Origin of the sequence: Pedobacter sp. KLB.chiD (genome assembly GCF_047040275.1) — a bacterium.
Classification (GTDB): Bacteria; Bacteroidota; Bacteroidia; order Sphingobacteriales; family Sphingobacteriaceae; genus Pedobacter.
This window is the reverse complement of record NZ_CP178207.1, coordinates 199,013-224,206: the sequence shown is the minus strand read 5'-3', so window position 1 is coordinate 224,206 and position 25,194 is coordinate 199,013. Positions and strand designations below refer to the sequence as shown.

Annotated in this window: 21 protein-coding genes; 9 read left to right on the top strand and 12 right to left on the bottom strand. The window is 40.2% G+C overall.

Annotation, left to right across the window (positions count from 1 at the left end; genetic code table 11):
- Nucleotides 1-338: 338 nt before the first annotated feature.
- The gene (locus tag ACK1I8_RS01065; protein WP_412467521.1) at nucleotides 339-995 is read right to left on the bottom strand and encodes a CatA-like O-acetyltransferase; all 657 of its coding nucleotides are present in this window, start codon (nucleotides 993-995) and stop codon (nucleotides 339-341) included.
- Nucleotides 992-1,687, bottom strand: a complete 696-nt coding sequence (locus ACK1I8_RS01060) for an HAD family hydrolase (RefSeq protein ID WP_412467520.1) — start codon at nucleotides 1,685-1,687, stop codon at nucleotides 992-994. Before ACK1I8_RS01060 ends, ACK1I8_RS01065 begins: the two co-directional genes overlap by 4 nt.
- A 78-nt stretch (nucleotides 1,688-1,765) precedes the next feature.
- Here ACK1I8_RS01060 and ACK1I8_RS01055 point away from each other — a divergent pair, with 78 nt between their 5' ends.
- The 3 genes from ACK1I8_RS01055 to ACK1I8_RS01045 all read left to right on the top strand — a co-directional run bounded on the left by ACK1I8_RS01055 (nucleotide 1,766) and on the right by ACK1I8_RS01045 (nucleotide 4,365).
- Entirely contained in the window at nucleotides 1,766-2,401 is a 636-nt protein-coding gene (locus ACK1I8_RS01055) for a Crp/Fnr family transcriptional regulator (protein ID WP_412467519.1), read from the top strand.
- 324 nt (nucleotides 2,402-2,725) lie between these two features.
- Nucleotides 2,726-3,334 carry a hypothetical protein gene (locus ACK1I8_RS01050; protein WP_412467518.1) on the top strand — a complete coding sequence of 203 codons (609 nt, stop codon included), beginning with the start codon at nucleotides 2,726-2,728 and terminating at the stop codon, nucleotides 3,332-3,334.
- Nucleotides 3,335-3,738: 404 nt separating this feature from the next.
- Nucleotides 3,739-4,365, top strand: a complete 627-nt coding sequence (locus tag ACK1I8_RS01045) for a carbonic anhydrase (protein WP_412467517.1) — start codon at nucleotides 3,739-3,741, stop codon at nucleotides 4,363-4,365.
- A gap of 170 nt (nucleotides 4,366-4,535) precedes the next feature.
- Here ACK1I8_RS01045 and ACK1I8_RS01040 read toward each other — a convergent pair whose 3' ends face one another.
- From ACK1I8_RS01040 to ACK1I8_RS01025, 4 genes are all read right to left on the bottom strand, one after another.
- A complete protein-coding gene (locus ACK1I8_RS01040; protein ID WP_412467516.1) occupies nucleotides 4,536-5,300 on the bottom strand; it encodes an SDR family NAD(P)-dependent oxidoreductase in 765 nt (254 codons plus the stop codon).
- 66 nt (nucleotides 5,301-5,366) lie between these two features.
- Nucleotides 5,367-6,206: a 5-dehydro-4-deoxy-D-glucuronate isomerase gene (gene kduI, locus ACK1I8_RS01035; RefSeq protein ID WP_412467515.1), complete on the bottom strand. Its 840-nt coding sequence runs from the start codon at nucleotides 6,204-6,206 to the stop codon at nucleotides 5,367-5,369.
- Nucleotides 6,207-6,871: 665 nt separating this feature from the next.
- Nucleotides 6,872-7,717 carry a HEPN domain-containing protein gene (locus tag ACK1I8_RS01030; protein ID WP_412467514.1) on the bottom strand — a complete coding sequence of 282 codons (846 nt, stop codon included), beginning with the start codon at nucleotides 7,715-7,717 and terminating at the stop codon, nucleotides 6,872-6,874.
- Entirely contained in the window at nucleotides 7,689-8,861 is a 1,173-nt protein-coding gene (locus ACK1I8_RS01025; RefSeq protein ID WP_412467513.1) for a hypothetical protein, read from the bottom strand. The genes ACK1I8_RS01030 and ACK1I8_RS01025 overlap by 29 nt, the downstream gene beginning before the upstream one ends.
- Before the next feature lie 124 nt (nucleotides 8,862-8,985).
- Here ACK1I8_RS01025 and ACK1I8_RS01020 point away from each other — a divergent pair, with 124 nt between their 5' ends.
- The gene (locus tag ACK1I8_RS01020) at nucleotides 8,986-9,603 is read left to right on the top strand and encodes a helix-turn-helix transcriptional regulator (protein WP_412467512.1); all 618 of its coding nucleotides are present in this window, start codon (nucleotides 8,986-8,988) and stop codon (nucleotides 9,601-9,603) included.
- 416 nt (nucleotides 9,604-10,019) lie between these two features.
- On the opposite strand, the gene ACK1I8_RS01015 is transcribed toward ACK1I8_RS01020, so the two are convergent.
- Together ACK1I8_RS01015 and ACK1I8_RS01010 are read right to left on the bottom strand one after the other, a co-directional pair.
- Nucleotides 10,020-11,549, bottom strand: coding sequence for a RagB/SusD family nutrient uptake outer membrane protein (locus ACK1I8_RS01015; RefSeq protein ID WP_412467511.1), 1,530 nt, complete (start codon nucleotides 11,547-11,549; stop codon nucleotides 10,020-10,022).
- Nucleotides 11,550-11,559: 10 nt separating this feature from the next.
- The gene (locus ACK1I8_RS01010) at nucleotides 11,560-14,826 is read right to left on the bottom strand and encodes a SusC/RagA family TonB-linked outer membrane protein (protein WP_412467510.1); all 3,267 of its coding nucleotides are present in this window, start codon (nucleotides 14,824-14,826) and stop codon (nucleotides 11,560-11,562) included.
- 325 nt (nucleotides 14,827-15,151) lie between these two features.
- Between ACK1I8_RS01010 and ACK1I8_RS01005 the strand changes: the two genes are divergently transcribed.
- The 3 genes from ACK1I8_RS01005 to msrA all read left to right on the top strand — a co-directional run bounded on the left by ACK1I8_RS01005 (nucleotide 15,152) and on the right by msrA (nucleotide 18,305).
- Nucleotides 15,152-16,399: a YdcF family protein gene (locus tag ACK1I8_RS01005; protein WP_412467509.1), complete on the top strand. Its 1,248-nt coding sequence runs from the start codon at nucleotides 15,152-15,154 to the stop codon at nucleotides 16,397-16,399.
- A gap of 4 nt (nucleotides 16,400-16,403) precedes the next feature.
- Nucleotides 16,404-17,279: a hypothetical protein gene (locus tag ACK1I8_RS01000; RefSeq protein WP_412467508.1), complete on the top strand. Its 876-nt coding sequence runs from the start codon at nucleotides 16,404-16,406 to the stop codon at nucleotides 17,277-17,279.
- A gap of 537 nt (nucleotides 17,280-17,816) precedes the next feature.
- Nucleotides 17,817-18,305: a peptide-methionine (S)-S-oxide reductase MsrA gene (msrA, locus tag ACK1I8_RS00995; RefSeq protein WP_412467507.1), complete on the top strand. Its 489-nt coding sequence runs from the start codon at nucleotides 17,817-17,819 to the stop codon at nucleotides 18,303-18,305.
- A 116-nt stretch (nucleotides 18,306-18,421) separates the two neighbouring features.
- Here the strand turns inward: msrA and ACK1I8_RS00990 are convergent, their stop codons facing one another.
- From ACK1I8_RS00990 to ACK1I8_RS00980, 3 genes are read right to left on the bottom strand one after another with little or no spacing between them, the layout of a single operon-like run.
- The gene (locus ACK1I8_RS00990) at nucleotides 18,422-20,860 is read right to left on the bottom strand and encodes a bifunctional YncE family protein/alkaline phosphatase family protein (protein ID WP_412467506.1); all 2,439 of its coding nucleotides are present in this window, start codon (nucleotides 20,858-20,860) and stop codon (nucleotides 18,422-18,424) included.
- Between the two features lie 23 nt (nucleotides 20,861-20,883).
- Nucleotides 20,884-21,723 (bottom strand): hypothetical protein, encoded by an 840-nt coding sequence (locus ACK1I8_RS00985; protein WP_412467505.1) that lies wholly within the window; start codon nucleotides 21,721-21,723, stop codon nucleotides 20,884-20,886.
- A 16-nt stretch (nucleotides 21,724-21,739) separates the two neighbouring features.
- A complete protein-coding gene (locus ACK1I8_RS00980) occupies nucleotides 21,740-22,585 on the bottom strand; it encodes a metallophosphoesterase family protein (protein ID WP_412467504.1) in 846 nt (281 codons plus the stop codon).
- Nucleotides 22,586-22,780: 195 nt separating this feature from the next.
- On the opposite strand from ACK1I8_RS00980, the gene ACK1I8_RS00975 reads away from it, so the two are divergent.
- Both ACK1I8_RS00975 and ACK1I8_RS00970 read left to right on the top strand, forming a co-directional pair.
- Entirely contained in the window at nucleotides 22,781-23,221 is a 441-nt protein-coding gene (locus ACK1I8_RS00975) for a hypothetical protein (protein WP_412467503.1), read from the top strand.
- Nucleotides 23,222-23,225: 4 nt separating this feature from the next.
- Nucleotides 23,226-24,545 (top strand): peptidoglycan DD-metalloendopeptidase family protein, encoded by a 1,320-nt coding sequence (locus ACK1I8_RS00970; protein ID WP_412467502.1) that lies wholly within the window; start codon nucleotides 23,226-23,228, stop codon nucleotides 24,543-24,545.
- Here the strand turns inward: ACK1I8_RS00970 and ACK1I8_RS00965 are convergent.
- Nucleotides 24,535-25,188 carry a LysE family transporter gene (locus tag ACK1I8_RS00965; protein ID WP_412467501.1) on the bottom strand — a complete coding sequence of 218 codons (654 nt, stop codon included), beginning with the start codon at nucleotides 25,186-25,188 and terminating at the stop codon, nucleotides 24,535-24,537. The genes ACK1I8_RS00970 and ACK1I8_RS00965 overlap by 11 nt on opposite strands.
- Between the last annotated feature and the right edge of the window lie 6 nt (nucleotides 25,189-25,194).

Here is a 25,194-nt window from a genome sequence, read left to right as displayed (position 1 = left end):
ACATATTGAATAACAAGCTTCCTGCTTGGGCAGCAAAAATAGCAAATACTTTCTCGAATACAAATGATAATTTAAATTTTATTAATCTTTAAATTTTAAAGCAAAATCGCCATCAAACAGACTACCCCAGGAACCGATTGCAAAGGATAATTGATGAACAGAAAAAGTACAAATGTGACTGTTACTCACATCACAAAAAACATCATAGCCTTGAAAGCAGTATCCATTATGGAACATGGCTACAAAAGCCAAAAGATAAAAAGGAACAATCATGGAAGTGATAAACAAATAAACGCCTAATGTTAACTGGGTATTAATTATCGTTTAGGTTTAGTTTCCTAAAGGTTTAGAGTAGCCATATGTGTTACTTCTTTGTTATTTAACAGCACCTGATAGCCATCTACAAATTGGGAAACGTTAAACCCATCCATCAAAGCATGGTTTACATGTATCGATACGGACATTATTTTTCTTTCATTTTCATCTCTTAGCTTACCAAAAGATATTTTAGGGCAGCTATCCTGAAAAGCGTAGTTCCGGGCATGTGATAAAGCCGTAAAATTTAGCCATGGCAATGCCGAATAATGGATCACGTTTTCGCCTGATGCGGACGGAATTAAACCGGTGCTGGCCTGTACTTTTTTAATTTCCTGATTGGCGGCCATTCTAAAATCTTCAAAATCCTCATAAAAATCCAGATAACCAAACCCAAACGTTCCATTCGGGCGGTTAATCGTGGCCGCAGCATTTAACGTGTCGTATTTCCAAACTTCACCATCAATAATGCGAAACTTAAAAGATTCTACCTGATTGGCGGCTACCAGCGATTTGTGCAGATAAAGCAGGAAAAAGGAAACGTTTTTTTCTTTTGCTTCTTGGTAGGTAACAGTACAATCTAATTCCACAGTTACACCGAAGAAGGGCTCTTGAAAGGCATTGAAAAATTTAAAATGATCTTTTCTGATCCAGGTATTAATATCTATTTTTTCTTTCATTCCATTAATTTTGATAAAACTTCAGACAGACTTTCCATCTGGTAAAAATTTGCATGTTCAATGGTATGATCAATATGCTCATGCGCCCAGGTAGTATGGAAAGGGATGTGAACGGCATGTCCGCCAATATTCAGCACAGGTAAAACATCCGATTTTAAGGAATTTCCCAACATTAAAAACGCTTCAGGCTTACAATCCAGGTGTTTGATCAGTTTTTGATAATCTCTTTCCTGTTTATCACTCATAATTTCGATATGGTGAAAATAGTGGTCCAGTCCTGATTTGGTCAATTTTCGTTGCTGATCCAATAAATCGCCTTTGGTAGCCACTACCAGTTTATATTTTCCGTGTAAGGCTTTCAATACTTCTTCAACGCCATCAAGCAGTTCTACCGGTTTTTGGAGCATTTCCTGCCCCAGCTCTATTGCCCTGTTGATCACAATCGGATCTATTTTACCTCCTGTTATCCTCAAAAGAGTTTCGATCATACTTAATACAAAACCTTTAATTCCATAACCATAAAGTGGCAGATTGGCTATTTCTGTTTTATAAAGTTCTGCCAGGACCTGATGATGCGGCATAAAATCTTCTAAAAGTCCTGCAAACTGGTTTTCGGTTTCCCTGAAATAAGGCTCATTTACCCAAAGGGTATCATCTGCGTCAAAAGCAATTACAGTAATTTGATTTTTCATGGTTATGCTTATTTTAGCATCACAAAAGTAAAGCAACAACTTCCTTTAAAAAAGGACATTTGTCTCGACTAAATAAATATGCTACGCACCAATCTTACATTCTTATCCTTTATTGAACGCTTTTGCACCGAAAATAAAGATGCGGTGGTTACACTCAAAAACTTTAAAGCAGGATATAGATTTATCGAACAGGGCGAAAAAATCAGCAACATTTACATCATTAAAGATGGAATCAGCAAATGTTTTATTTCTGAGGAAAATGGTAAAGATTTTATTATCGAATTTTTAGGCAAGGGCGAAGTGGTTGGAGAACTGGAAGCGCTAAAAAAGATCAATTGCCTGTGCAGTGTAGCTGCAATTAGTGACGTTACGGCCTATGTTATCCCTCATCAGCTTTTCCTTTCATTAATTAATAAGAATAGCGAGTTTACTACAATCTTATTACAGGAATTATCTACCAGGATTATCCAAACCAGTACACGCGCATCCTTTCAACAGCTATACACCTTAGAATCTGCACTTTTGAAATTACTGAAGTTGCAGGCTGATGAACATATCTCCATCTCCAAAGAAGACATGGCCGCCTATCTGGGTATTTCTGTAAGGAGCTTTAACCGAAGCTTAAAACAAATAATAGCTAAAGGAGGTTCTGTTACACCTGACTTTCAAAATACCCTGCAGCTAACCAATATGAAAAAGCTACTGGAAAATTAAAAAGCCAACAGCATTTGTGGTATAATTATTGCTCACAGATAATTTTTTTTAAGTTAATTGTAACGTTTTCCCGTTTCGGTCCGTTTAAGTACTTGAAATTTAAGAAGCGGCCCTTTTTCGGACAATAATACACACAACAAACCACATACAAATGAAAAATAACTACTGTCAATACACCTTAAGATTTCCGAGTTAATCGATATATTGAAGTACAGCTATCATACATAGCTACACTTCAATAAAATGATATCCTTAATTATCATTGAAATAAAGCATAGTGCAAACAGCCTACGCCATTACATTGATTCAACCAATCTTAATAACATGAGCGCTTATATTAACATCTACACCAATTCATTAACAGATGATCTTATCCCAACAATTTTAAAACGTTTAAATGAACATGAGAACGTTCTGGATATTCATTCCTCTTTTTCATTCCGGAATCCGAACGGAAGTTTACCAATCGTTTTTAAATGGGACAAACCTACCCTGGCAATATTTAATGAAAATAGCTTAAAATTAAATTTTAGTGTTTCTCATAAATCGTTTGATTTGAAAGAGTACAAGAAAAAGCTTTTTAAAGAAAAAATCATTAAACAGAGTATTGTCCAGAAAATCATTGGTTTATTTAAAAAGAAAAAAAGGAAAGTTGCAAAACCTGTAAAACTAAGCGCAACAGTTGAAGCCCAATTACAAAACTACAATAAAGTATTTTCTCTGAAATATCACTCCGGAGATGTATTCGAAAATCATTTTGCAACATTAATTGGCGCAATTATCACCGAATTAACCAATGGTATTTGTCATTTTACTCAAGAAAACGTGTGGTATAATGCTCAAGATGTACTGAGAGAATCGTTGGTTAACTTATATACACTGGAAGAATTGCCTAACCATATCAACAAAAATTCGGTAGCAGTTGCAAGCTAAAATATCAGCATACTACAATTAGTCGTCATTTCGAGCGGAGTACAGCGAATTCGGGAAACCCATAAAAATAAATCTCTCGATTTCATTCCATCCGAAAGCTATCCGATCGGGATGACGATTTCCCACCCAAAAGCTCACATAATCAGGCCTGACAACAAAAACTCAATATGCTGTCGACTGTAATTTCGGCACCATAAAATACCTGTCAAATCAGTAAACATTTCCGGATAAAACTTGTTAATAAATCTATTAAAAAGAAATCGGCGAGCGCGTTTTATTATAGCCTGTATGCAAAATTACAGAAACAGAACCAGCAAGCCTTAATAGATCTTTTTTAATATTATTGCTGTGTAATAACAACATAAAATAATTAATTTATCCGATAAAGCTATTAAAGCACAAGTATGAATGTAGCAGACGTTTTTAAGAACAACGAAAAATGGATCGCAGAAAAACTGTCAATTGATCCCAACTACTTTACTGAATTATCTAAAGGACAAAGTCCGGAGTTTCTGTATATCGGATGTTCAGATAGCCGTGTTACGGCAGAAGATTTGATGGGGATACAACCTGGGCAGGCTTTTGTGCACCGGAATGTAGCCAACCTGGTAAACAACGTAGATTTAAACGTCATGACGGTTTTAAATTATGCTGTGCGCCACTTAAAGGTAAACCATATTGTAGTTTGCGGTCATTACAATTGTGGAGGTGTTAAAGCTGCTATGCAACCTGCTGATATGGGTATCTTAAATCCATGGTTAAGGAATATTCGCGATGTTTACCGTATCCACAAAGAGGAATTGAATGCCATTGAGGATGAAGGCGCACGCTACAACAGGCTGGTAGAATTGAATGTTCAGGAACAATGCGTTAACCTGTTAAAAACCGCAGCAGTGCAGGAAGCCATTACTGAACGTGGAATAACCGTTCACGGATGGGTTTTCGATATCCACACCGGTAAATTAATCGACCTTAAAATCGATTTCGAAAGTATCCTGAAGGATATTAAGGAAATCTATAATCTTTATTAATTCAGGTGTAAAGCCGGGTGTTTGGCGTCCTACACACATCATCAAGTTTGCTAAACAAAAAGAAGTCAAGTTTTCAAAAACTTGACTTCTTTAATACGAAAACCTGGAGTGATCGACTCTCAACTCCCAACTCCAAACTCCAAACTCATCACTCCAAACTCATCACTAACCTACCTTCCCATCCAACCGCCATCAACGGTCAAAATCGTTCCGTGCACATAATTGCTGGCTGCTGAAGCCAGGAAAATGGTTGGCCCTTTAAAATCTTCTGGTGTTCCCCATCTTCCTGCAGGGATACGTGATAATATCGAGGTACTCCTGTCCTGATCTTCACGTAAGGCAGAGGTATTATCGGTTGCGATATATCCGGGCGCAATCGCATTAACATTTACCCCTTTTGACGCCCACTCATTTGCGAAAGCTTTAGTTAAAGATGCGATCGCGCCTTTACTTGCTGCATAACCAGGCACGGTAATACCACCCTGAAAGGAGAGTAATGATGCCGTGAAAATGACCTTTCCGCTTCCCCTTGCAATCATTGCCCTACCAATTTCGCGCGTTAAAATAAATGGTGCCGATTGGTTTACAGCAATAACCTCATCCCAATACTCGTCTGAATGCTCCGCAATGGGCTGGCGCAGGATGGTCCCTGCGTTATTCACCAAAATATCGATCACAGGATGATCTGATTTTACCTGAGCCGCAAAAGCTAAAGTATTTTCTCGTTTACCAAAATCGCACTGGTAGGCATAGAATTTTCTACCCAGCGCTAAAATTTCTTTTTCAATAGCACTGCCCTGAAGTTCGAGACTTGCAGAAACACCGATAATATCGGCACCTGCTTCGGCCAAAGCCAAAGCCATCGCTTTGCCTATTCCTCTTTTACAGCCAGTAACCAGTGCAGTTTTACCTGCTAAATTAAATATGTCAGACATTTTTTTTTCTAAAGTTCTATTTTAAGTAACGCTCCTCTGATATACCCGATTGAATAAAATAATAGTTTATTTTAGTTCGGTAATGGCACAATGGTCCATATCGCCATAATCCAGGTTTTCGCCGGCCATACCCCAAATAAAAGTATAGTTACTTGTACCTGCTCCTGAATGGATAGACCAGTTTGGCGAAATTACTGCCTGATCGTTCTGCATCCAAATATGTCGGGTTTCTTGCGGCTGTCCCATAAAGTGGCAAACACTCTGTCCCGCTGGAACCTCGAAATAGAAATAGGCTTCCATCCTTCTATCGTGTGTATGTGCCGGCATGGTATTCCAAACACTGCCCGATTTTAGTTCCGTCATCCCCATTTGCAACTGGCAGGTTGGCAAAACGCTGTTCACCAATAACTTATTAATTATTCTATGGTTCGCGGTTTCGGGCGTACCCAGCTCTACAACCTCTGCTTCTGCCTTGCTTACCTTTTTAGTAGGGTAGCTATGGTGTGCAGGAGCAGAATTGATGTATAATTTAGCAGCTTCTCCAGGGGTAGCAGATTCGAAAAATACCTCTTTCGTGCCTTTTCCAATATATAAAGCTTCTTTATAATCCAGTTCATATCTTTCCCCATCAGCAGTCACAATCGCTTTTCCACCAACATTGATTATCCCCAGCTCCCTCCGCTCCAAAAAGTAATTCGCTTTTAAATCATCAGGATTTGGCAATGCGATTTTCTGATCAACAGGCATTGCGCCACCAACTATATATCTGTCAAAATGAGATAAGGTAAGGTTTACCTGGTTGGCTTCAAATACGTTTTCAATCAAAAAGTTATCCCGCAAAGCTGCGGTATCCATTTGTTTAACTTCTTTAGGGCTTTGGGCGTAACGGCTTTCGAATTTATTCATTGGTTAAAAATTGAGTTTGGCGATAAGATATAAACTGATACCAGATCTTATCCGCAAATATATTTATACGATCATGATAATCGGTATGAATACGCAATTTTATAAACCTTTTTTTATGGTTTTTTCAATCCAGGCTGCTAAACTGGTCCAGGGTGTAGGCGGATATGTTCAAAATCTATTTATCGACAGGCAGTACTAAGGCCAAAAAGTGGAAAAATCAGTTTATATTTTATTCTTTCTAATATGCACGTTTACTAGCTAAAGCGAGTTTGTTCAATTATTTAGAGAGCAGGTTCCTGTGCAATTATTCAGGTATCGTCCCGCTTTTCGTTTTACTTCACCCGATGAAATATCGGGCTCGTGCCCACTCCAATCGGGTCTAACTGGCACGGCACGCATGAATATCATCGGCTGAGTACGTAATCAGCAAGCATTCCTCTTAGCGTTTGTTTTTTTTAACGAACTGCTGTGCATAAACCCGGTAGTAGCGTACATCCCGATTTTTCCATCGGGATAAAGCGAATAACGGGACTGTTGTTCCCGAAGAAATGCTGAACACTCGTTTCCAAATAAATCAATAAACTTAACTTAAGCTTTGGGATAAGCTGGTATGAAAACAAACTGCAAACCTAGTAGTTTTTACCGACTAATTTTCTCAGCAACGCTTACCTAATACCTATCCTACTAACCTGTCTATCAAAATGATTATTCATGATACCCTGATAAACCTGTTCAGCAATCACATATAGCAAATCTACTTTCCCGAACAGACTGATTACCGCTGATTCACTGATTGCGTAATTGTTTTCATACCTTACGGCCAGATAGGCCTCATCGAGCAAATGCAACAGGCCTGCCTCTTCCTCACGATCATTAAACAGCGTTGAAAGCGGTTTTACAAAAGGCTTGATATACAATTGATGAACCCTGATGCGGTGCGTTTTTTTATCCTTCCCCATCACCAGCACTTCGATAGCCCTGTACATCAGATCGAAAACCTGGTGCAGCATAAAAGCGCAGTATTCGAAATCTTGCCCTTTAAAATAGAAGGCCGCCCCTGTTAAAAATTTATTGGCCTTGTTAATTCCCTGCTGGTAAGCAATGCTCACCTGATCTGCAATCACATCAGGCATGCCACGATCAAGAAAAACACCAGACCTACTAAATAAACAATTTGCTGCAGCGGTGGCATAATGAAAAAATAAACTCCCCTCCAATAGTGCCTGCTCCACCTCATGCACATGAAAAACCCGGTAACTCCATTCCATTTGCCCGTTAAATACCATATTTAACACTGGTGTTAATTCATTTAAAACACGTACGTGCTTAAACGAAACCATAATCAACATTTCCTGAACAGCTTCACCATCAAAAAAGTGGTGATGGAGGTAAATATATTGAACAGGTACTGCAGCCATAATCTCCTTCAACAAACGCCATATTCGTTCGTCTTTTATCGCAACATGTTCTGGATTCAAAAACTTACTCCGCATAATAATAGTTCCTTTCATCAATTTCGTCCAATGGAGGATGGGTGATCATCACAAAAAAAGCTTCCACAATCATCAGCATGGATTCATACTGTTCAAACAAAAATTCCTTATCTAGCAGTTTAATGCTGCTTTTGGTACTGAAAGCGGCATACAACCATTCCAAAAGCCCTAAACGCAACCGCTTAATTTTTTTGGGAATAAAGAAAGACGATACAAACAGATAAGGATTTTCGATATGCACGGCAGACAGTGTATTTACCTCGCAGAGGCTTTTCTGGTAACTATCACCATTTTTTGACTGATCTGTAGCAAACAAGTTTTTTGGTGGTGTACCCTGATAAGTTAAGTTTTTAGCCGTAATCAAAAAACCGGCATTAAGCAGTTTGATAAACTGATTATATAGGAAAAAATAATCGGCTACATCGCTCAAACACTTCTCTTCAGCCAGGGCAGCCCGATACCAGTTCTTTAAATAGGCTTTATGCCCGCTAAGGTTATCAAGGCTAAAGAAAAATTCTATTACCTTAAATGGATCATTAAATAATTCCTGTTCAAAGGCTAAGGGCGATGTACTTTCGAATATGGCCATATGGTAATAACGATCGATACTTTTAAAACTATTTCTGGTGATGATCCTTTCGTGTATGAGCCAGCAAGCCTCCAGCATTTTTTTTGTGTTCTCATAAAACGGAAAAATATATTGGTCCCAATCCAGATCGAGCTTGTTTTCTAAGGCGGCCAACAACCATTCTTTGTACATCACTTTATAGGTATCTGACTGGAAGAACAAGAAAATATCAAGAAAAGTAAGTTTCGGATTTTTGACTTCTCCGCTGCTCAATAATTTCGGACAATACTCTAGTAATACCATTTCGCGTTCTACACCACAATCATCCGCCGAAATCGCCTCTACAAATTCAGTATCAGTTTCAATATGATTAAAAACCAAATCCGAATAATCGAAAAGCGGTACCAGTTTTTCATAAAACACCAACAGCTGTGCAGGATGCTTTTGGGGTGAAAAATCGAACTCGTTACCGGGTGGATTTAACCAGTTTTTTAAAAAATTTAAGTGATAATCTACCCCATTTGTAGCAAAAAAACTTTCAATCGCATCTATTAATGCCATCGTTTCTTTTTTAAAATTCAGGTGCTCTTTCATAGCGTATATTTTTAAATGATTATATTAGCTAACGAATTTAGCAAAATAATATAGTTAAACTATAATTAATTCAAAAAACTTATTAACATTTCCTATGAATGAAAATCAGCGCTTAAAAAGGTTAATGGAATTACTGCATTTTAAAACTCAAAAGGATTTTGCTGCTGCATTGAATATTCAACAAGGTTCCTTATCAGATATTTTACGAGAAAGGGTCAACGTATCTAATGCTATCAAAGATCGGTTAGAGATGAGATTCGACGTTAATTTAACCTGGCTGGAAAATGGAATTGGCGAGCCATTCTTCAAAAAGAGGCCAGCCGTTGGCGAAAGCAAAGAAGGAGTACCTTATTTCGATATGAGCTTATCTGATGCCAAGGAACACATAGTGGAAGAACAACGCGCAGAATACCTGGTCAACTATTTGCCTTTTAACGATTGTACGGCCTATTTACCAGTTTATGGTGATAGCATGTCTCCACAATATGCCGCAGGCGAAATTATAGCCATAAAAGAAATCACCAATTACGAAATCCTGCAGTGGGGAGAAGCTTACGTGGTGATGACCGATGAAGACAGTAACAGTTTACGCACCATCAAACTCATTTTTCAGCATGCTGATGATACCAAACTTATCCTTCGTTCTTCAAACCCAAATTTTAGTGGCGATACAGTGATCAGCAAAAAGAATATCCTGTCGCTTTACATCATCAAAGGAAAAATTACGAGGAATGTGATTTAGAGAAGCGGTTAACCGTTCTCAGTTAATGGTTTAGAGTTAACTGAAAAACAATCGTATTGAAGAGAAAAGGGCTGGAGATATCGTCATTCCCAACTTGAGCGGGAACCACGCAGTGCTCATGAATGCCACTTAATAAAACCAAAGTCTTATGAATAATCGTAATACCTTCGCAGGTTTTTTATGTTGCTTTAAGATTCCGCATGCGCGAGATCCGATAGTTATCGGATGACGACCGCACTAATAGATTCTGTCAATGGTAACTTCCGCCCGGTCGGTCAGACGGGTGTTTCAGGATCTACAAGAGTGATTATTTTCTGATTCAATTGCTTGAAAACTGAAAATTGCCAACTGCTAACTAAAAACGCCTTATAAAAAGGAAGTCAAGTTTTCAAAAACTTGACTTCCTTAGGATTTAACTAATATCCGGGATTCTGATACATCTTAACCGGATCTAATTTCACCTCATCAAAAGGAATAGGATAATACCTGTCTTTTGTGCTTACATTATTCAGGTTAGCAATACCAAATGAAGATTGTGGCTTTGCCTTTAAATAGCTAACCAATTCGGTTGGCGTAAAGTTTCGGATTAAATCGAACCACCTATGGTGTTCAAAGGCAAGTTCTACCCTACGCTCATGTAAAATAGCCAATTTTAATGTAGGAAATTTAGCGGCGTAAGTAGCGTCAGTTTTGGCAACCGCGTAAACTGGCATACCTGCCCTTGTTCTTACCATATCTAAATATTGAATGGCAACCGCATTATTTCCCTGCAGCATATTCACTTCAGCAAGCATCAATATCACATCAGCATAGCGCATTAAAATCCAGTCGTTGCCCCCATACCCGTTTTTTGTAGCCAAATCGCTGGCATCACGGAATTTGGTGATAAACCAGTCTTTTACCGTAGCATCATTTGCATATTTCACTGAGAAATTTTTCCTCAGATCATTTCCTTCATACTCATTAATCAAATCGAGCGTAACATTACCACCAACACCAGTAGCAGTTTTTTGCGAATTGATGGTTTCTCCCTTCGCCTGATTATTGGCCGCAATACTTGAGCTGTAAGTAATGTCGCCTTGTTTGTATGAAATCTGGAAAATCAATTCCTTACAACTGGTTTTCTTAGTTACATCAAAAACATCGGCATAAGGTATTTCGGATAAATTACCAAATGCCCTCATATTGTAAGCGGCCATTAGGTAAGTATTGGCATTAGCCAGGTTCTCTGCTTTATTTGCATCTAAAGTAGCGGCCATAGTTAAATATACTTTGCCCAGGTACGCATTAATGGCGGCTTTAGATGTTCTTCCGATATTCGCTGCCGCGGGGAAGTTGGGTAACGTGCTGTTTAATCCGTCTTTTAAATCGGCTACAATCTGATTATAAACATCTGCTTCGGGCGCACGGAAAACAAAAGGCTTCACCTCCTCATTGGTTGATAACTGTGTTGTCACCAACGGTACAGCCCCCCACTTCCGTACCAGCTCGAAATACATAATGGCCCTGATAAATTTAGCTTCTGCAGCGTAATTTACCTTATTGGCCGGAGTGGTAAAATTCGCTTTATCAATGTTGGATAAAATAAAATTGGTTCTGGTAATCGCGTTGTAAAGGGCTAACCAATGCGCTTTCAGATAGGAGTTACTTGGCAACAGGGAAAAATCGTTAAACTGAAAAGGTTCACCCGCATTACTCTGGTTATCATTTCTTCCGGTATCGTCAGAACGTTCATCAGTAAATAAACCACTGTTCTCACCCATAGTGTTATTGCTTCTCAACGATTGATAAGCACCATTTACGGCCAGTAAAACATCATTTTCTGTTTTAAAATAATTTTCAGGCGCTACTGCATTTGGATTCTTTTGGTCCAGAAAATCCTTTTTACAAGCACCAAGACCAACCACAAGGGCCAGGACTAAAACGATATAAATATTTTTTCTCATGTTCTGAATTTTAAAAAGTCAACTTAATGCCAAGATTGTAAGTTCTTGCTAGCGGATAGTTACCATAATCAACACCAGGTGTTAAGTTAGAACCTCCGCTATAATCCACCTCAGGGTTATAACCTTTGTATTTAGTAATGGTAAATGCATTATCTACACTGCCAAACACACGGACATTACTCACTTTAAGGGTACTGGCAAGCGATTTCGGGAAAGTATAACCCATAGTAATGTTGGTACACCTGAAATAAGATCCATCCTGGATGTAGAAAGATGATAAACGGGTACTGTTACTTTGCGTACCTGCACGCGATGCACGGTAGTTTAAACCACTGCCGGGGTTAGCTTCGTTTCTATAACGGTTGGCAACCTCCACATATTGGTTTCCGGAACCTTCAAAGTTATACAGATAATAATCTTGCCCATCTAAAACCTGGTTCCCGTATGATCCGTTGAATGACACCCTTAAATCGAATGTTTTGTAAGTAGTGTTTAAGGCAAAACCATAGGTAAATTTAGGATATGGTGTACCGATAATCGTTTTGTCTGCATCATTCACAATGCCATTGCCATCCGTGTCCTGGAAATATAAATCGCCGATTTTTGCGGGATTGGTTGCTGAAGCAGAAGGCGCAACCTTCCCGACATTATTTGCCGTTAAACGACCTAAAACCTTAAATCCGTAAAACATGCCTACCGGATATCCTTCCTGAGTGGTATGTGTAATATATGAGCGCTCTGCACCATTGGTGAAGATGCTACTTGCACCCCCCATATTCAAAACTTTATTCCTGTTAGCTGCAATATTTCCGCTTAGGCCTAATGTAAAATCCTGATTTTGGATAATTCTGCCGTCCACCTGTAAATCGAAGCCTTTATTCCTGATTTTGCTATCATTCAGATTAGTCAGGATAGAGGAGGTACCTGAAATTCCGGAAACCGGCTGATTGAACAACAGGTTGTAAGAATAACTCAGGTAATAATTAGCGATAATGGATACACGGTTGCGGAACAAGATGATATCGGTACCAAAGTTGTATTGGGATGTAGATTCCCAGCCTAATTTTGGATCCTGGATCGCATTAGGCCAGATGGCGGTAGCTATCGCACTACCGAATACAACACCATTTGGCGCACTCATTTCCTGCTGTGTTCTGTAATTTGGAATGTTGTTGTTACCACTCAGTCCCCAGCTTGCCCTCAGCTTCACTGTAGATTGCTCACCAAGAAAATCCCTGTAAAAACTTTCATCCGAAAGGTTCCATCCTGCCGCTACCGAAGGGAAGTTACCATATTTATTTAACGGACCAAACCTTGATGATCCATCGCGACGGAATGAACCGGTTAAAAAGTATTTGCCGGCATAATTATAACTGAAACGGCCAAAATAAGATAGTAATGTATTGGTGGATTTTGCTGCATTATCCAAAGTGAAGAAACTGGCGTCGGCACCTTTATCGGTAATTTCACCAATATTATCATTCTGAAAACCTTTGGCAGAAACACGCAGTAAATCGCTGGAGGTCTTTTGCGCAGAATATCCTCCAAGCACATCAATTTTATGCTTACCAAAAGTTTTATTATAGTTTAGCGTAAACTCACCAAGCTGATCTACCTGGCTAAGGGTTTGTGCAATAGCATTCGCCGCCGTTATCGCAGCAGTAGAATAAGGTGGATTATTACCGTTGCTTAAACTTGTCGGCAAATAAAAATCATATTTTTCATTGTAAGTCTGTGTACCTAAATTGGCTTTAAAATCCAAGCCATCCACTATTTTATAAGTGGCATTGGCATTATAAGTACTTCTGGCTCCCTTTCTGGTAATTTTCAATTGCCCTACGGTTGCAAGTGGATTTTCCGGATTTTGAATACCATATTGTGAAGATAAAGCCCCCATGCCAAACTGGATCGGATTTCCATTGGCATCTCTTGCCGGTAAATAAGGCAGGTAAATCAAAGCCGACATCATTGGGCTTAAATTATAACGTCCTTCCTGTACCTCACGGTTATCGTTCTGCGTATACGAAATATTGGCACCTACGTGTAAACGCTCGCTCACCTTGCCATCAATATTCCCCCTAAAGTTGGTTACCTTTTGGTTGGTGTTGGTTACAATACCATCATTGTTCTGATAACCACCGCTTAAAAAGTATTTTACATCTTTTGTACCGCCAGAAAAAGAAAGGTTATGGCGTTGAAATGCTGCATTGCGGTAGAGTTCATCCTGCCAGTCGGTGTTGTAAGTTGCAGGGATGGCCTGTTGTGTACTAAAATTATAAAGATCAGCAGGTATGCTCACACTACTTCCATTACCAACGTTAGCAATTCGGGTTGCGTTACTATCGCCAAACATGGCATCGTTCCAGGTTTTGCCCGCATTTACCCATAAATCTTTATAGGCATTGTTGCGTCCATCAATTAACAATTGGATAAATTGATCGGCATCTAATAACTTAACTTTTTTGGCTAGTTGCGAAATTCCACCCTGAACGTCGTATTCAAAACGGCCTTTCCCATCCTGGCCCCTTTTTGTTGTAATTAAAACCACACCGCCAGATGCCCTTGAACCATAAATGGCTGCGGAGGCCGCATCCTTTAAAATGTCGATAGTCTCGATATCCTCTGGATTGATGGATACATTGTTCCCCGCCGGATAACCGTCAATTACATATAAGGGATCTGAACTGGCGTTAATGGACCCAATACCCCGAACCCTGATTTTGGTACCCGAATATGGCGCACCACTGGTTTGCGACACCTGCACACCGGCAACTTTACCAACCAATGCCTGCCCAACCGTAGGAGAAGTTAAGTTCATTTCGCTGGCTTTAACGCTACTAATCGCACCTGTCACATCCGATTTTCTGATTTTCTGGTAACCAATAGCCACCACTTCATTTAAAGTATTGCTGCTTTCTTTTAAAACAACATTAATATTTTGACGGCCATTAACCACAACCTCCTGATTATCGTAACCGATGTAAGAAAATACCAGAACAGCCCCTTCCTCTACATTAATGGAATACTTACCGTTAGAATCTGTAACGGTCGTTTTTTTTGTTTTCTTTTCAAAAACACTAACACCGGGCAGAGGTTGGTTATTCTGATCGGTAACCGTTCCGCTAACCGTGGCAAATTTTTTATGGCGTAAGGTCGGAACCGCTTCAGCATGGTTTATTACTATTGCATTAGCATTGCAGATGGCCAGTAAACCTAAGGGCAAAAGCAATTTCCTGCAAGTACGCTTTATACTTGCGGTTAAAAAAAATGATGTCATCTTTTTGTTCTTTGTAATGGTTTTTTTGAAATAATTGGAAACTTGTGTTTTTAAGTAGAAGCGTAGATTTTAACATTTACATAGGCTTATCCTTTTAAAATTAATGAGCAATTTTTAGAGCGTTCTACCGCCGCAAAAGTAAAGGTGTATCTTTAACACGATGTGTCTTCTGTGTTAACTCTTTACACGAATAGGAGTAGCTTCTTTAACTTAATATTAACTCAAATTAAAACACCCCTAAATCGGTTTATCAGAATTTAAAGGATAACATCACCTTAATGTTGGTTTAATGGCTGCAGCTTAAATTTACATCCAAAACTTTTCGATGAAATCCTGTTATCTCTTTCTGGTATTTTGGCTGTTATGCCAAAGCTTAACTGCACAAAATGTCCCCTCGCAGTCTTATCAATTAATCAAAACCAGAAATGCAGTACAATACAAAAATTATTACCTGCTTACACTTTTTAAACAATTGCCCGGGCTTAACAAGATGCTGAAAGAAAACAGCATGCTGGAAAAGATTTCACGTTCGAAAAGCGAAAAGATAAACGAGGCATTAAAAAATTGTAAGGCAGATATCAGTTGTTATGCCCGTGCTTTGAAGTTTAGTCCTGAAGAAATTACAGCGATCAGCCAGCAGTTGAGCAACAGCTATCATGAAAATAACGAATTAGGAAAACTGGTAAGCAATCACCTGATTCCTTCCGGTTGTTATGCTTTATATGCTAACGAAAATCCCAAAAACCTGCTGTTGAAAGCATGGGAGCAAGATGCCAATGCCATTAATTATGCTATTGGCGTATATGTAGAGGGTAATAAACCCAACTATCCGAAAATAGATTCCATCAGCTTCAGCTCAAAAGATAAAGAATATGCAGAACTTACGGCAACCAATGCCTGGTTAGCCCTACAAAGCGATCATCAATTGTTTTTTGAACCCGCTATGCAATTTGCGCTTCAGGCATTAGAACTAAATGAACGTAATGAGGCTGCCGATGATGAACCCATGGACAAAGGTGTAAACTTCGCTGCTCATAAACAGATCAAAAAAACAGATTGGAAGAAATATCCCTACAGCGTAATCCTGGTTCCGGGCGCTGGCCCTGAAGAAAAAGATGTTGCACTAAGCGCTGGTGGAATGATCCGCTGCCGTTTAGCGGCCTTACAGTATAAAAAAGGTGTAGCGCCATTCATTGTGGTATCTGGCGGAAGGGTACATCCCTATAAAACCAAGTTCAGTGAAGCTTATGAGATGAAGAAGTTTTTAATGCAAGTACTCGAGATACCCGAAAGCGTCATTATAATGGAACCCCACGCCCGCCACACCACCACTAATCTTCGTAACTGCGCCAGACTCATGTTTAGATATGGGATGCCTATAGACAAACCAGGGTTAGCCTGTACCGTAAAATCGCAGAGCTATTACATTACCAATATCTTGCCCGAACGCTGCAAAAAAGAACTGGGTTACTATCCTTACAAAAATGGAAAACGTTTAAGCGATACTGAATCAGAATTCTACCTAAATACCACATCCTTGCAAATTGATTTCGACGAACCTTTAGACCCTTAAGTTTATGAAAGTATTAAACCCAATTTTAGTGCTGGTGATAATGTTTTTTGTAGCCCAATACAGCAAAACGGATGGGAAAATTACGAAAACAATCACCATCGACTCCCTAGGTGCCTGCCAGGGAATTTCAAAGCAAAACGGACATTATTTTCTGTATGGCGATAGAGAAGTGGGTGTAATGCGCGAATACAGGCTTCAGAAAGATTCGCTTATTTACGAACATAAGGAATACAGGTTTACCATTGATGGCAAAAATATCATTAAACACCCTACCGGTATTGCCTACCAAAAGGGACTTCCAACATTTGTGGGCAACTCGGTTAAGCAAGACCCAGCAGGCACACCCTGGAAAGCAGAAATTAGCTGCATCAATTGGCCGGGTTTTTTAAAAAGTAAAAAATTAGATGGCAACCTGATTAAAACTATTGAAGATGATGCCTGCATTCAGGGTACGCGGCCAGAATATGTAAAATACCAAGGCAAGTGGTATGTGGCCACTGCCGATTATGGCAATAAAGCTAATGAAGTGCGATTGTACAATCCCCAAGCCTTATCGAAGGCCAATAAAACCAGCGAAAAGGGCGTGCTTTTCAAAAAATTCACCTGTTCGCCCTGGGTACAAAACTTACATTGGATTGCAGATAAGGACATACTCGTTTTAATCCAAAATCAGATCGAAGGACATAAATGGAGAATTACCTTTATCGATCTCGAAAAATCGTTAGCCAAAGGTCAAGAAGTTGTTTTAGCTGTAATCAATACTGATAAAGCAGACGAGCTGGAGGGTTTCACTTTTACCGATCAAGCGAATAGCGGCATTGCCGTAAGTTCTTCGCGCAAAAACAATGTGAGCTTCATGGATTTCGCTTTTGGTAATTAGAGTTTATTCTATCGGTTATGGTCTCACCTACTGAAATAAATTGATTATCCAGGAAATGAGCGACCTTTGGTTCGTGGCGGCTCGTAGTCCCGCTTTCGCTTATAGTCCTCGCTGCGCTCCGGGCTATTCCGCTCAATCGCGTTTAGGAACAATGGGCTATGCAGCCTGCAACCGTTAATATGAAAGCTGCAAAAGCCACTTAGCCCCCCTGCCCGTTACAGGCGGGGTTGAAGCGTTACCCTGTAGGTTTAAAAGATTTCTCCCCGCCTGTACCGGCAGGCCTGTCCGCACAGGCGGGCACTGCGGTCGAAATGACGATACTTAGAGACCATCAGCTTCTTTACTATCTATCATTCCTATTGATTCTATACAATAAATTATTTCTTGGGATGACGCTTTATTCTATCGGTTGGTGTCTCAGCGACAGAAATAAAACTCTTCTTTCAAGGACGAATGCTGTAGAAAATCCATACCCATCTTTACTTTCCTTTTACACATCTTCAACGTATCTTTAGGTAATCAAAAAGAGAGAGATATATGAATACTGAAAAAGCCATTCTTGCAGGCGGCTGCTTTTGGGGAGTAGAAGAACTAATCCGTCATTACCCGGGGGTAGTTTCTACGGTTGTCGGATACACTGGTGGTGATGTTCCCAATGCTACTTACCGGAACCATGGCACACATGCTGAAGCCATTGAAGTGACCTTTGATCCGACTGTTTTAACCTATCGCAAATTACTGGAATATTTTTTCCAGATCCACGATCCGAGCACACGCAACAGACAGGGAAATGATGTAGGTACATCTTACCGATCAGCTATATTTTACAATAGTGAAGAGCAAAAAAATGTGGCCGATGCCTTAATTGCTGAACTGGATGCTTCTGGAAAATGGCCAGGCAAAATTGTAACCGAAGTGGTACCCGAAACCGATTTTTGGAATGCAGAGGAAGAACACCAGGATTATTTACAGAAAAACCCTTACGGTTATACCTGCCATTTTGAAAGGCCTGATTGGAAATTATAAATCAGTTTGGCGCTGGGGGTCTGGCGTGTAGCGAATGGAAAAAACATAGACAAAAAAGGTAATTTTCCCGATCGGAAATTGCCTTTTTTGTTTAAAATCAGATGATAATTGAAGTTTTAATCATCATCTTTTTTCTTCTTTTCAAGAATCACAAAAGCGCTTCGTTTGGGCGCAGGCATTACCGACTGCTCGCCCTTAACTGATTTCCATACCACTTCATTTAAATCTAAATCTGGTGCCGAATCTTCTTTCGCAAAATTGAACAGTTCAGATCGTCTGCTACTCTCGTTAACCGCTACGTTCCGGGTATCTAAATCAATAAGGGGCTGTAACACATTATATGGCCTGAAATCTGGCTTAGCGGTAAAGCACTCATACAAAGGCATTGCTCCTGCATCGTACTGGCTCATCGGTGGTAAGCCTAAAATCAGTTCCATGGTGCGCAAAAAGCCTGAAGTCGAATACATGGTGTGCACCACTGCATTTCTTTTCACATACGGGCCAATTACATAAGCCGGAGAACGGTGCGCATCTACATGGTCTGGCCCGTTTTGTGCATCATCCTCCAAAATAAATACAACCGATTCGTTCCAAATCTTACTGTGCGATAGGTGCTCAATAATCCGGCCTACTGCCAAATCATTATCAGCAACGGCCGCCTGTGGCGAATATTTTCCTTTCTTCTGGCCACTGGTATGATCGTTAGAAATGCGTAAAGTATTAAACTGCGGCACCGCACCAGCTAGCAGTAAAGAATCGAAATCGTGCTGCCAGGCATCTACACGCACCTGGTCTTTAATATCCATATCAAAACCTGGTGAAGCCGGACACATATGCCCCTGCAGTGATTTGATATTCGCTTTAGCGTAAGAACCAAACTCGCCATAACTGCGGTAACTTATTCCTGCCCGCTCGCAGTAATCCCAGATAAAGCCTCCTTTCGGATAGGTTACAGGCCTGCCACCTTCAAAACTGGTACTGCCACCACGTGCGCCATAGCTGGTTGGCCATGTTTTTTCTACCACATCTGTTGCATAAGCTGCCATGCTCCAGTTATGTCCATCGGCACTCACTTCGGCATCTACATAAAAATTATCAAGCAATACAAAATGCTCAGCCAAAGCATGTTGATTCGGCGTCACTTTGCGACCGAAAAGGGTTAATGTGGAATCGCCATTGCCTTTTTTAATGTCGCCCAATACCTGATCATAAGTGCGGTTTTCTTTAATAATATAAAAAACATGTTTGATTGGCGACTTTTCTCCCTGTTTTCTTGGAATCGGATTTCCGGCTTCACCATTGGCAGTAATCGCTCTTTTGTCACTAAATGGCGTATTGGCATACACTTGTTTAGTATACACTTTTAATTGCCCGGGTTTTGGCGCATCAATAAAAGACAGTGTACCTTTAAACAAACCGGCAATATATTGCAGTCTGCTGTTAGCCGTACTGCCCATATGGTAATCGCTGTTATCCACTTTCGAAACGGGTTGAGGCCCTTTAGGATTCGCCATTGAGGTATTTCCCTTACCATTGGTAACCAAAATTTTATTACCCAATACCTTAACACTTGTTGGATACCAACCTACCGGAATAAAACCCTGACTCAAGCTTACTCCAGGTTTACTTACATCAAACACCGCTAAACAATTATTGTCAGCATTGGCAATGTACAAAGTTTTCTCATTGACACTTAGGGCCAGGCCATTGGTGGTAGAACCTGTTAATTGTGTGGCATAAAGCGTGGTGGCAATGGTTTCAATTACCCTATTATTTACCGTATTGATAACCGAAACCGTATTATCGTTTGCATTGGCCACATACAGGATATTGCCTTTTTTATTAAGTAAAAGCTCATTAGGATGGTCGCCAACAGGAATCTGCTGAATAATGCTTTCTGATTGCAGATCTACAACTGCCACTGCTTTTCCGCCCCAAAGCGAAATATACAGTTTACGCTCATCGGCAGCCAGCGCGCAGCTATAGGCAATAGCGGGAAGCTGAACCCGTTTTGAGACCTTTTTCGCTACCGGATCGATGATATACAAGGCGCTGTCTTCTTTTGTAACAGTAAATAATTTACTGTTATTTCTATTGACAACAATGCCGGCAGGACATATTTTACCCTTCGGCCAAACCGGGCCCAGGCTAATGGTATCGCTCTTGCCCAGTTTATTGTTTACGATGTTAAAGTCCAGAATCCAATTATCGTTGCCGCCTGATGCATAGAGGTGTTTTTCATCTTTACCAAAAGCAATTCCGTACCACGATTTGCCCAGCACCTTTTCGTCTAAAATCTGTTCTGTTTTCGGATCTATAAGTTGCAGCGACTGCTTACTCTGACCATTGTTGGTTATGGCCAGGTATTTACCCGATGTGCTAATTTGCATATTCAAGGGCAAATCGCCCAGTTGCAGCGAATGTCCTGCCGGGCTCAGCCTCCAGCCATTGGGCAACAAAATTTGCTGTGTAGTTTCATTTTTACCAGGCCATTGTGCAAAGCCTTTCTGGACGAACAGGAAACCGAATAATATAAACAGGTATGACTTTTTCATTTTATTAATTTGAAGAATGCAGACTAGCGATGAAGATTAAAATTAACCAGGGCCCTGATGGTGTAGCCATTGCCCGAGGCAACAGAACCGATTTCCCGGATAGCCTCTGATGGGACCGCATTACTACGGGTTGCATAAAAAACAGGTCCTCCGGAAATAGAGAAAGACATTTTCGAATGGTTCGGCTCCAGGTTGATTGATGGCCCAATCATTAACTTTGCACCACCTTCTGCCTCGTCCTTTTCCCAAAAGCCTTCTAAATCTTGCCCTAAGGTTTCAAAGCCAACATATAAAATAGGAGAAACACGATGTTGATATCCAAAGCTGCTGATAAAATCAAGCTTATCTCTGTTTTTATCGAAAGCTTTTTCGAAACGAAGGTTGCCCGCCACTCTCCAATTTATCTGATCGAATGAGGTCGTAATCCTGCTAATGGCCGCACCAATGCCTGACCAATCTCTGCTTAGACCTAAACCTGCGCCTAATCTAAAACCGGTTATGCCTTTGCCGCCTACCAAATCTCTGATTACTTCAGCCTGTTGAGCAGATGTTACGCCTCCCGAATTGGCAAAACCGATTGCCGCTGTGGCGTAAAGGGTAAATCTACTGCCTAGATATCCTTTAACCCCGAACTGTTGCCCTAAGCCATCGTAACCAAACTGTCCGTTTGTCCTTTCTCCATAACTTCCTGAATAGTGGATATTCCAGCGTGGATTTTCTGCCGTTAAGGTATTCAGCGAAAACAGAAAGGGCTGCGCGGCATCGGTTCCTGTTTTAATATCGGGCTTCGTTTCGCTTATTTTCTGTGCGGCACAATTTAAAATGGCACCAACAAAAACAACCATTAAAAAAATCTTTTTCATCAATATTGTTTATTGGTTAAAACTTGGTTTCATTTAATAATGGTGATCCGCTTGCATTTACCTGATAAGTCTGGATTTTATTGTTTTCATCAACCTCTACAATCCGGTAGCCTTTATAAGCCGTACCCCAGTTTCCACCAATGTGTGCATCAAAAAAATGAGGTAATTTACCAGTATAAAACACGGCATCTAAACTATGGTCGTGGCCATGAAAAACGGCTTTTACATTTGCATAGCTATGCAGGAGCTTAATCGTATCCGGACAATCAACAAAAGGGCTTTCAGGCACCCAAAAATGTGGTGGAATATGCAATATCACAAAAACAGTTTTCAGGTTTTTAAACTTGTCCAATGCCTGTTTTAAAAAAGCATTGTCGGGGCATAAATAAGCGCCTTTGGTATCGGAAGTATTGGCCAGAACAAAACCCACTCCATTTTTTTCGAAGGAAAAATTATCCTCGTAACCAAAAACCGATTTCCAGATTTTGGCATCTGCATGATCATGGTTACCTGGAATGGCATAAAAAGGCATTGCAAGCTTATCATAATAGTCTTTTTTAACCTCTGGCAGTAAATCAGGACGGTCATGAACCAGATCGCCATTAATGATGACAAAGTCCAGCGGATTTTTATCATGCGCCTCATTCAGCCACTTTATAATATTCTCATGGTTTTGTTTATACGCTGTGCCGGCCTGCCCATAGTGACCATCAGAAGCAATGGCAAAACGCAATTTTGGGGTTTTACCGGCTTTAGCGGAAACGGGATGCTGTTCATCGGCAAATGAAGATAAAACCGGCGAAATACCGGCCACAACCGCAGCGGCAAGACTATTTTTCAGAAAAAACCGTCTGTTAGACATAAGGATCAGATATGTTTTGTATCAAAGTCCAAATTAGGTTGATCAAACTTCTTTAACATAAATTTAATGTTATGATTAAGTTAAAAGCACCTTCCCTGTGTATCAATCTTATAACAGAAAAGATCATTAACCTTTATGCAAGGCATAATGTTGATCCCTATAAAACAATTTACCACTTGCCGGGATTATTCTATTATGAAACTACTTAAATCGTTACTTGCTGGCTTTGCAGGTGCTGCAGCCTTGAATATATTACATGAAAGTGTTAGGCGACTTGACCCTAACGCACCAAGGATTGATCTGCTCGGCAGGGAGGCCCTCGCCAAATCAATGGACCATTTCAACCTGGATAGCCCCAGCGGCGACAATCTTTATCTGGCCACTCTTGCTGGTGATATGATAAGCAATAGTTTGTATTATAGCGCCATTGGTTTAGGAGATAAAAAAAATATTTATCTGAAAGGTGTAATTGCAGGCCTTACCGCTGGCCTGGGCGCAATAAACATCCCAGATAAAGTTGGATTGGATGATACTCCGGTTACTAAAACAGATAAAACAAAAATATTAACAGTAGCCTGGTACGTAATCGGTGGACTGGTGACGGCAGCCGTTTTTAACCGCTTAAAAAAGACTTAGTTTAATGAAGATTTCCAGATCAACACTTTGGCGCTCTTCCGTTGCTATGGCAATAGGTTTACTTTCCTGCAAAACAGGATCCGTTAATCTATTTAAGGCCGCCAGTCCGCATGAGCAATACCAGAAAAAGTTAGTAAATGTTGGCCTGGATAAAACGGCCATGGGATCTGCATGGTTGAATGCGGCTAATATGAGTACCCAAAAAGCACTAAATATTAACATCCCTTATAAAGAGAACGGTTATTTTGCTGCAGATAAGGTTCCGGCAACTGCTTATAAATTCAATGCGACCAAAGGGCAAAAATTAAACATAAAGCTGAGCAAAAAACCTTCGGCCGGCGCTTTGGTTTATATTGATGTTTGGTATAATGCAGATCAAACCCAAAAACTTATTGCCTCAGCCGATACCTTAAACAATCCTCTTAGCTTTGATATCGAAGAAACAGGTCCTTATCTGATCAGGTTACAGCCAGAACTATTGCAGAATGTAGCTTACGAATTGGAAATCACCGCTGGTCCGTCTCTTGGTTTCCCAATAAAATCAAAAAATACCAACAGCATCAAAAGTTATTGGGGAGATGGCAGAGATAATAACGCAAGAAAACATGAAGGTGTAGATATTTTCGGCAATTTCAGAACACCTGTTCTGGCCATTTCGGAAGGAACGGTAACACGGGTAAACGAAAATAACCTGGGTGGAAAAGTGGTTTGGATGCGTCCGAAGGGTAAAGATTATACGCTATACTATGCCCATTTGGACGAACAGCTAGCAGTAGAAGGACAGGACGTAAAAACAGGCGATACTTTAGGCCTTATGGGCAATACCGGCAACGCCCGAACCACACCTCCCCACTTACATTTTGGAATTTACACCTTTAATGGGGCCGTAAACCCATTGCCTTTTATAGATCCCATAACCAAAACACCCGGTGCCGTTACCGCTCCGAGCAATAAGTTCAATAAAACTTTAAGAACCATATCTGCCACCAAAATGTTGTCCTCTCCACAAAGTAAAGCAACTGTTCTGGCTACACTTAATACCGGCACTATTGTAGAGGCAAATGCAGCAACAGCAAATTATTATAAGGCAGAACTGCCAGATGGAAGCACGGGTTTTATTCAAAGCAACAGCCTTGTACAGGTAAGTGAACCCCTTAAAAAATTTAAGATAAATGTACGCCAGCAAAAAGTTTATGACCGACCGGATAGTTTAGCAGCACTTAAAACAACCTTAAAAGAAGGACAGACTGTAAACCTTTTAGGTAGTTTCGGTAATTATCAACTCATTGGCAGTGATGCAGAAACCGGCTGGATTATAAAATAACAATCAACTGTTTCACAATCAGGTAAGCGGCCAGTGCATATAAAAATATGGCAATGGATTTATTGATAATCAGACTGCTGAGTGCAAATTTCTCCTGAATATAGGTTGCAAAATGGGCATACACATAAAGTGCCAGAGAGGAGCCTACCCCCGAGCCTAAACTAAATATGACCAGTGAAAGGTAATCGGTTTGAATCCATTGGTGTAAAATTACATAATTACCAAAAAACAGCCAGAATGGAATCTGGACCGGGTTTAACACACCCAAAATCAATCCATACAAAACGCTTCCGCTACGCTTGTCATCTTTTTTGCTACTGGTTTTTGGTGTTTTTTTTCTGTTTTTCCAGGTAATGGTTCCCATTACCAGAAACATCACAATCATAAAACAATCTACCAAAGTGCTTAGTCGTACTTCACTAATGGCCTCATTGGGGTTGATATCGCTCATCGCCCACCGGGCAAAGCGCATCATCCCAAAAGTAAAAAACACTTCTACGCACGAGAAGGATAAAATGAAATACCAAACCTGCCGCATACCTTTATTAATGGCAAGCTGCGCTACGGTAAGATTAATGTTGCCAGGAGGAATATATCCCATGGCATTGAGAAGGATGCCGATTAAAAACGTTAGAAAAAGCATTTCCGA